The sequence below is a fragment of the Rothia sp. (in: high G+C Gram-positive bacteria) genome (genome assembly GCF_030540545.1).
GTDB lineage: Bacteria > Actinomycetota > Actinomycetes > Actinomycetales > Micrococcaceae > Rothia.
The window spans coordinates 162,593-171,328 of sequence record NZ_JAUNVZ010000006.1 but is presented as its reverse complement, the minus strand read 5'-3'; the positions used below and the strand labels follow the sequence as shown (position 1 = coordinate 171,328).

General features: G+C 56.1%; 7 protein-coding genes. 3 read left to right on the top strand and 4 right to left on the bottom strand.

Annotation, left to right across the window (positions count from 1 at the left end):
• From Q4P78_RS06755 to Q4P78_RS06745, 3 genes are all read left to right on the top strand, one after another.
• Window positions 1–1,373: DUF6287 domain-containing protein (locus Q4P78_RS06755; protein ID WP_303339593.1), on the top strand; the 1,373-nt coding region annotated here is incomplete at its 5' end.
• Between the two features lie 1,028 nt (window positions 1,374–2,401).
• Window positions 2,402–3,475, top strand: coding sequence for a DUF6287 domain-containing protein (locus Q4P78_RS06750; protein WP_303339592.1), 1,074 nt, complete (start codon window positions 2,402–2,404; stop codon window positions 3,473–3,475).
• Window positions 3,476–3,634: 159 nt separating this feature from the next.
• A complete protein-coding gene (locus Q4P78_RS06745) occupies window positions 3,635–4,765 on the top strand; it encodes a DUF6287 domain-containing protein (protein ID WP_303339591.1) in 1,131 nt (376 codons plus the stop codon).
• Between the two features lie 111 nt (window positions 4,766–4,876).
• Here Q4P78_RS06745 and obgE read toward each other — a convergent pair whose 3' ends face one another.
• From obgE to Q4P78_RS06725, 4 genes are all read right to left on the bottom strand, one after another.
• Window positions 4,877–6,478 (bottom strand): GTPase ObgE, encoded by a 1,602-nt coding sequence (gene obgE, locus Q4P78_RS06740; RefSeq protein WP_303339590.1) that lies wholly within the window; start codon window positions 6,476–6,478, stop codon window positions 4,877–4,879.
• 81 nt (window positions 6,479–6,559) lie between these two features.
• Window positions 6,560–6,817, bottom strand: a complete 258-nt coding sequence (gene rpmA / locus Q4P78_RS06735; RefSeq protein WP_303339589.1) for a 50S ribosomal protein L27 — start codon at window positions 6,815–6,817, stop codon at window positions 6,560–6,562.
• Window positions 6,818–6,863: 46 nt separating this feature from the next.
• Window positions 6,864–7,175 carry a 50S ribosomal protein L21 gene (rplU, locus tag Q4P78_RS06730; RefSeq protein ID WP_303339588.1) on the bottom strand — a complete coding sequence of 104 codons (312 nt, stop codon included), beginning with the start codon at window positions 7,173–7,175 and terminating at the stop codon, window positions 6,864–6,866.
• Between the two features lie 338 nt (window positions 7,176–7,513).
• The gene (locus Q4P78_RS06725) at window positions 7,514–8,650 is read right to left on the bottom strand and encodes an LCP family protein (RefSeq protein WP_303339587.1); all 1,137 of its coding nucleotides are present in this window, start codon (window positions 8,648–8,650) and stop codon (window positions 7,514–7,516) included.
• Window positions 8,651–8,736 lie beyond the last annotated feature (86 nt).

Below are 8,736 nucleotides of genomic sequence, written 5' to 3'. Positions count from 1 at the left end.
CTGATACTTCCTCTTCTACAACCGCATCTTCGGCACCCTCCAGCACTGCCGAAGGAAGCACTGCACCTAGCGAAGCCTCAAGCGCTTCGGCTACACCCTCTGCGAGCGCATCCGCCAATACCCAGGCAACTAACGGCGCACAGTCCTCAACTCCCAGCGGCGCACGCCTAATCATCTACCCCGTAGGCATCGCCATCAAAAACCCCACCGGCAGCGTAGTAGACTCTGACACCTCCACAGTACGTATCGTGGCAATCCCCGATACGACCACCACCGACTACACCAAGTACGTCATGAAACAGGTCTCTACCGCGCTACCGAGCACCACCACCGCAAGTGCAAGCGCCTCGGCAAGCGCCGTACCGAGCTCCTCCATGAGCTTCTCCCCCAGCCCCAGCGCACCCGCCTCCGAACCGGCACAGGAAGAAAAGAAACCCCTAAGCCTAGGTATGAACCTGGATCAGATTGCCAAGGGTGATTTCTCCAGTATTCAAGGCGCGTGGCAGTCTAACGCACGCTCGCTCTTTGTGGAGAACAATAAAGCTGAGTGGAGTGTCAATGGGCGTGCATACGCGGAACTCTCCGGTCTAAAGTATTACGGCGTTCAAAGCCGCGGTGCCCAAGGAGCCGCAACGGTCACCCGCGAAAATGGCGCATTAATTATGCGTTGGCCGGACGGTCAGATGCTTAGCTTCTACCCCGCCGGTGTGAAGATCCCTCGTACTGAGTTTGGTATTGGTGGCCCCAACACCCCGTACCTGGATACTGAGGACTGGAAAGACCGTATTGTCTCCGGCAAGCCCGCGGACGGCCCGGGTCTGTCAAGCACCATTATGAGTCGCATCAGTGACACTCCGGAATATGCCAAAGTATCTGGAGGTATTGCCATCTCGGATGCAGACCCTGCAGACTACGCACCCCAGGGAAGTTTCAGCGGTCAGGGTGGTCTGGTATTCCAGATTGGTACGACTAATGGTAAGCCTAATCTATGTTCTATCAATAAGGTTAACGGCGCTCGCTGCGAAATTATTAGCGAGAAGCAGGATGCTGAAACTGCTGGTGGAGCTACCGGCTCCTATAAAGCAAGCATAGTGCCTACTCGTCCGCAGGCATCCGGTGGTCCGGTCGAAGCATACTTTAGCTACTATACTCAAAGTGTCTATGTTGCTGCAGATACCAGGGCCACTCATAAGACTCTGCAGGTTGTCCAACAGCTCAGCGCAGATGGAATTACGTGCGCAGTTGTAGCTGATTCTACTGTTCGTTGTACCGAGACGAGTGGCGCTGGTTTCCTCGTTTCGCCTCACGGTGTGGTTCGCCTACCCGTTCAGGATAAGCTGTACTACTTCAATAGTGAGTTCGTGACGGACTAGTCTCATCTGCATATTGGTTCTAAAACCGCCGAATGCGTTTCTAGGAATGCATTCGGCGGTTTTTATTTATGGTTGTATTTCACTTTTAGAAACAAGACTAAAGAACTATCGGCACTGAGCCACGGTAGGGCAACAGGGTACCTCTAAGATCCGTTGGGACTGCGTAGTGTATCTAGCCCGATTAGCTTAGGCATGGGACGATACCAAGGCAGTCGCGTTCTTTCAATGCACTTACGTTCCAGCCCTACCGGTTCCTCAGAGCATCATCCCATGCGGGTATGCGAGTTACCCCTTCGCGTCGCGAATAGTATTTTTCGTCGCGAGGGGTGTCTTCCCTCGCGACGAAAAATACTATTCGCGACGCGAAAAGAAAATCTGGCACATTCACAAAAAGTAAGAAACGCACGGGTCGTAAGCATCCCGAAGGCGGGAAAGGAGCGCCGTGAGACGCGAGCAGTTGAAAACCCCATTTGCAGCCCCTCAGGGACTGAACGCACAAGCCCCAACCACCTCAGAAACGTGACATATGAGCATAAGCCGCAAGGAGAAGAAACGAGCGTCGGCGCGCAGTTTTGCGAAGCTCGCGTCCTCTCAAAAACTCAAGCACGTCTCAAAAAGGGGCGAGCTGAGCAATGTTTGAGCACCCGCGAAGTTTCAATCTCCGCAGCGGCGCCGGAACCAGCGACCATGCCTCAAAAACTCAACTCTCACCTCGAAACTCGCAAACGCAACCACTCGCACGAATCACCCTTTTCTTAAACAGCAGCCCAGTCTCAACAGCTCTTTCCGATCTCATATAGTCACGATTCTCGTACTCACAAACCCATCTCTTATTACGAGTAACTAAGAACACAGGAAATCTGTCCAATAATACGGGTCGAAAGCACCCAAACCTCCAAAAACCTGGTACGCTAATTCTGTTCAACTCACTCACTCCACGGTGAACCATCGTTACAGAGTCAGGCTTCTCACTCACTCGCCGACTCAACACGCGAGGCACCGTACTGAACACTCACTACAAGGTCAGAATGAAACACTCTCGAACCACGCTGGGTCTTCTCAGCGCGGCGGCGGTTCTCGTACTCAGCGCCTGCGGAACTCCCGCGCTCTCGAGCCCGAGTGCCTCCGTTAGCAGCACCCACGTGAGCGCCTCCAATAGTGCAGGCGCTCAGCCCAGCTCTTCTCCTAGCGCTAGCGTTCACGCGGCGTCTTCTGTTGCGCCCGCAAGCGATGGTGCTCCCTCCTCAACCATGAATCTGGATCAGATTGCGCGCGGCGATTTTAGCAGTATTCAGGGCACCTGGAATGGCGATAAAAACGCACTCGTTATTAGCGGTAATAGCGGCGAGTATAGCGTGACCGACCGTGCGACCCTAACCTTGAATGGCCTGAAGGTTCATGCTGCTCAGGGTGGCGAAGAGCACCTCAAGCCTACGGTTGAGCAGAGCGGTGGAGCTCTGCATCTGCGTTATAGCGATAGCGTGCAGTTCACGTTTTACCCGGCGGGTGTGAGCGTGCGCGATCAGTCAACCGGTGCGCTGATTGCTTCTGAGGATTGGAAGGATCGTATTTTTTACGGTGCGGTGAGCAGCGATAATGCCACCACGATCATGTCCTCCACCGCCTCTATGCCGGAGCTGAAGACTCTGACTGAGACTCGTGCTACGGCAATTGAGGAGGATCCGGCGCGTTTTAGTACGGTTTCCGGCGCGCAGAGTGCCTTTATTTCTTTGGGTAGCACCAATGGTCGGCCGAATACCTGCTATATTAATGCGGCGGTTGGGGGTTCTCAGGTGACCTGCATGTTCTATAGCGCCACCAAGCCGCGTAATTGGGAGCTGCTGGGCGATCCGGTCTACTATATGCAGGTCACTCCCAGCGGTGCCGAGCCGAAGGTACGCCGCTATTTAACCAATAGTTCCAGTTCTAAGCTGGATGCTTTCAAGACGCTCGTGCAGCCCAATGCTGTGGAGTTGGCGCCCGGGCATAAGATTACGGTGGGTGATATTACCTGCACGGCTATAAGCGCCGATACGCTTGAATGCGCCGGTCAGATGATTAGCCCGCGCGGTGCCGCGGCGACTCCTAAGGCTAAGTCTTAAAGGTGTATCACGCCCCGTGTTTCTGTCTATACGATATAGCAAAACACGGGGCGTGACTTTTTTGTGCTTCTCGATGTGGGGAATCTGATAGGCTGGATTTGTTAGTATTATTACCGAATAATCACACATAGCAGTCGATCACACCGATAGGTAGTCTCTATGCCCCACCACGCACGTATTTACCCCGCCCTCACCTTGGGTTTCACTGCTCTGCTAACGCTGAGCTCTTGTTCTATTCCCGGTACTGAAAGCTCCCAGAGTAGCAGCCCGAGCGCGAGCGCTTCTTCCAGCGCTTCGACTTCTTCCGCGCACTCTAGCACCCTGGACGCTATTGCCCGCGGCGATTTCACGGCTCTGACCGGTACTTGGGCTTCTTCTTCCCAGAAGCTCGCTGTGGTGCAGGGCGGCATGGAGTGGAGCAACAATGATGCGCTTTTCGCTAAGCTCTCTCAGCTGAGCCTACTTCCGGAGGACAAGTCTGTCACCTACGATAAGTTCTCCAAGAAAGTTCAGGATGGCGCACTAATTCTGAGCTGGGAGTCCAGCGCCCACTCCGATAAGAGTGCCTATATTATGGTCTATCCCGAGGGCGTGGCACTAAAGAACCCGTTTACGGGTGCGAAGGTTGAAAGTAATGAGTCGACTCTGCGTGTGGTGGCTTTGACCAGCCGCGCCGATGATCTCTCACCCCATATGATGACTCGAGTCTCCACTGAGGCTCCGCAGATTAACGTACCCGCTATTACCGCCCCTGCACCGAGCTCCACCGCCAGTGCTAGTACCTCGAGCTACTCCCCCAGCCCCAGCGGCGCTGCCGAGAGCACTAATAACGCCACCCGCCCGAGCCCTTCCTCGGCGGCTCCCAGTAGCGCTCAGGCTGCCTCCAGCTCGGGTATGAATACTTCGCAGATTGCCCGCGGTGATTATTCCAGTATTCAGGGTTCTTGGTTAGCTCCCACCCGCAAGCTCTATGTGACCGATAATCACATTTCTTGGACCGCTAAGAGCGCGCCCTACGCCGAGATTAACGGCCTGAGCATTACCGCTATTCAGGATGCGGGTACCTCCTATAATGCGCCCACGGTTCGTTGGGATCGCGGTGCACTGCTGATTCATTGGAAGCAGACCAGTGGTCCGAACGCCACCCAGCTGATGTTCTACCCTGCCGGTGTGGAGATTTATGATCAGAATACGGGTGCTGTGATTCCTTCGGATACCTCCCGTGATCGCATTCTTTCCGGTGCTCCAGAGGTCGATCGTGCCTCCGAGGCGATTATGGTTCGTTCCTAACAGGCAGGTTTATACAAAGCCCCGCGGCTCTCAATGTGAGAGCCGCGGGGCTTTTCATATATTCCCTAGAGCCGGTCAGCGCTAACCCGCCGGTTCAGAGCGAAAAGAGTGCTAGTCAGCTTCGGGCATATCGATCTTATCCAGATCGGCTGCGCCTTCCTTGAGCTTACGGCGGTACTCCACGGACTCGGTCCACACGCCTGCCTGGCGCTCCTGCTCCAGCTCGGCGCGTGCCTCCGCCTTGGCGTCCATACGCTCCTTGTACTCCACACGCTTCTGCGCGCGGGTGGGGCGAATAATCTCTTCCAGACGGGCATCGGTACCGCGCGGCGAGGAGAGCAGCTCGGCACCGCCAACCATAGTCGGCTCCCAGTCGAAGATCACGGAGTTATCGTTCTCACCAATCACCACGGCGTCACCGGCGCGTGCACCGGCCTTGAAGAGCTCATCTTCAACACCGAGCTTCGCCAGGCGGTCCGCCAGGTAACCCACAGCCTCATCGTTATTAAAGTCGGTCTGCTGAATCCAACGCTCGGGCTTCTCACCGATCACGCGGAAGAGCGGCTCCAGGTTGCGCTCCTCGCGGCGGATAAAGAATTCCTGCTTCTTCTTGGAACGGAAACCCTTGGGTCGAATAATTTCAACCTCAACCTCGGGTGCCTGCTTCTCGGCTGCTGCGCGAGCGGCACGGTCCTCTTCAACCAGGGCAGCCATGGCGAAGATCAGGGGCTTCAAACCCTCGTGGGAGGCGGTAGAAATCTCGAAGACCTTATAGCCCATAGCCTCAAACTCGGGGCGTACGAAGTCCGCCAGTTCGCGCGCTTCGGGTACGTCAATCTTATTCAGCACCACAATCTGCGGGCGCTCATTCAGGGGAACGGTCACACCCGCGGTCGGGTCAACCTCGTAGTTCTCCAGTTCGCCGCGAATGACCTCAAAGTCGCTGATCGGGTCGCGACCGGGTTCGAGGGTTGCGCAGTCAATCACGTGCACCAGGGCACTGGAACGCTCCACGTGGCGCAGGAATCGGTGACCCAGACCGCGACCTTCGGAGGCGCCCTCAATCAGGCCGGGAACGTCCGCCACGGTGTAGCGAACATCGCCTGCCTGCACCACGCCCAGGTTCGGGATGAGGGTGGTAAAGGGGTAGTCAGCGATCTTGGGGCGTGCGGCGCTAATGGCAGCAATCAGGGAAGACTTGCCCGCGGAGGGGTAGCCCACCAGAGCTACGTCTGCAATGGACTTGAGCTCCAGCACAACGTCTGCTTCTTCACCGGGGATGCCCAATAGTGCGAAACCGGGTGCCTTACGCTTGGTGGAGGCGAGCGCCGCATTGCCCAGACCGCCCATGCCGCCGTGTGCTGCCACGTACTCGTCGCCTACACGCAGCAGGTCGGCGAGCACATTGCCTTCGCGGTCCTTGACCACGGTGCCCTGGGGTACGCCCAGGATCAGGTTTTCACCATTGTAGCCGTGGTGCATATCGCCGCGGCCAATATCGCCGTTGGGGGCGTGCTGGTGGGGGCTGTGGTGGTACTCCAGCAGGGTGGTGGTTTGGTTGTCCACGCGCAGGATCACGTCACCGCCGTTGCCACCGTTACCACCGTTGGGGCCACCGAGGGGCTTAAATTTTTCGCGTCGTACGGATACGCATCCGTTGCCACCATTGCCGCCGGATACGTGCAGCACCACGCGGTCTACGAATTCTGCCACGTTTTCTCCTTTAATGTACAGATACGATGAGGGGGTAGAGTTGCCCCTACCCCCTTATCTTCAGTGATTCTGACGGGCTGATTACTCAGCTGCTGCCAGGATGTTCACGACCTTACGGCCCTTGCGGGTACCGAATTCGACGGTGCCTGCTGCCAGAGCGAACAGGGTGTCGTCGCCACCGCGGCCAACATTAACGCCGGGGTGGAAGTGGGTGCCGCGCTGACGAACGAGGATCTCGCCTGCGTTGACGGTCTGACCGCCGTAGCGCTTCACGCCGAGGTACTGGGGGTTCGAGTCACGGCCGTTACGGGTGGAGCTAGCGCCCTTCTTATGTGCCATTTCAGTCCTACCTTAGGTAAAAGTTAATCCGAATGTTTTCGTGTGATTATGCGGAAACTGCGGTGATCTTGACGGTGGTCAGTTCAGCGCGGAAACCCTGACGCTTCTTGTAACCGGTCTTGTTCTTGTACTTCTGAATAACGATCTTCGGACCGCGCAGGTCTTCAATCTTCTCAGCAGTTACCTTAGCGGATGCCAGGGACTTTGCGTCTGCGATGACCTTGTCACCGTCGACGAACAGCACGACGGGCAGCTCGATGGTGGTGCCGGGCTCGCCAGCAACACGATCCAGGGTTACGATGTCGCCAACGGAAACCTTCTCCTGACGACCGCCAGCGCGTACGATTGCGTATGCCACGTTATGGACTCACTTATCTCGACAACTTGGTTCTTCTATCTCACCGCCTGCACAGCCCGTGTCATCGTTTTCAGTACTGTTCGATGCCGGTGCCCGCCTAACCTAGCGAGATTGGCTCATTCGGGGTCAGCGCTTAGGCACAGGGGTGGTGGCTTGCACCGCGAGGGTGCAAGTGGTGTCTCCCGCTGGCTCTGCGTCGATAGAGCTTCACTGAGATTAACACCAGTCTTAAAGGATACGCCAAACCCCGGCGCAATGCAATAGGTGCATTAAACCGGGGTTTGGCTATTCTTCTCATGTCAGAGAGTTATACGCTACTACGGTGAACCACGAGCGGTTTAGCTATAACCACTGGTGGGCGAGTAGGACTGCATGGAGTCGGTACGCAGAGCCTCGGAGAGCTCAGAGACCGCGGTATCGTCCACCACGATAATCGACTGGCCGTTATAGGACCAGCCGGGGCCCGCATTCGGCAGGGTCATCATATGCATATCGGTCACGCCCTTCTGAATCACCGGGCGCGCAATATTGACGATCTCGCCGGCGTTCAGGCCGGAATCCACGGTCAGATAGGGCGAGAGGGACTCCACAACCTTCTGGAACTCCACAATATTGCTCAGAGCACCCTTAGCCTTCATGGTGTTGACCAGACCCTGCAGATAGGATCGCTGGTTACGCACACGCTGGTAGTCACCGTCACCAAACACATAGCGTTCACGCACGAAGGCCAGAGCCTGCGCACCATCCATGTGGTTCATACCCTGCGTGTAGGTCCACACGCCGGTGGAGGAGGTGAAGGGACGGGTCACATTCACATCCACGCCACCCACAGCATTGGTCAAATCCTTGAAACCATTAAAGTCGATTTCGGCAACGTGGTCCATCTTGACGCCGAGGACCTGCTCCACGGTCTGAATTTGCAGGGCAATACCGCCCCAGTTCAGCGCCGCATTAATCTTTGCTGCACCGAAGCCGGGAATATTTACCCAGCTATCGCGCATGATCGAGACCAGGTAAACACCGTGCCCATCCTTGGGAACGTGCATAACCATAATGGTGTCGGCACGTGCACCGGAGGAATCGGTCTCGCTACCAAAGCGCTGGTCGCTACCAAGCAGCAGAATATCGGTGCCTTCGCTATCCTTCACGTCGTGAACGCCCGGTGCGGGGATCTCTACCTCATTGCCGGAGGCGTCGGTCGCCTTAACGCGTTCGCCTGCGGGCACGGGCTTTTCAATCTTGCCCTCTTCCGCTGCCTTCTTCAAACGATCCAGATCTCCCTGAATATCGCTCATGCTCTTATCGTCAAACTTCTGAGTCTGAGTATCCCAGATGTTGCCAATACGCCAGATATAGAAGCCAATACCGAGAGTGATCACCAGCAGAAGAATCAGCAGAATCAGCAGAATGCGCTTGAGCCACTTCTTCTTGGGTTTCTCCTCGGCGGCTGCCGTTTTATCGAGCTTGTCGCTCATATGTTTAAGTCCTTTGAAAACAGTGAGTAATCCTGTGCCCACTGCGTGCTTGACTATTGAAAGAGGATGCGCAGCAGGCTCTCTAA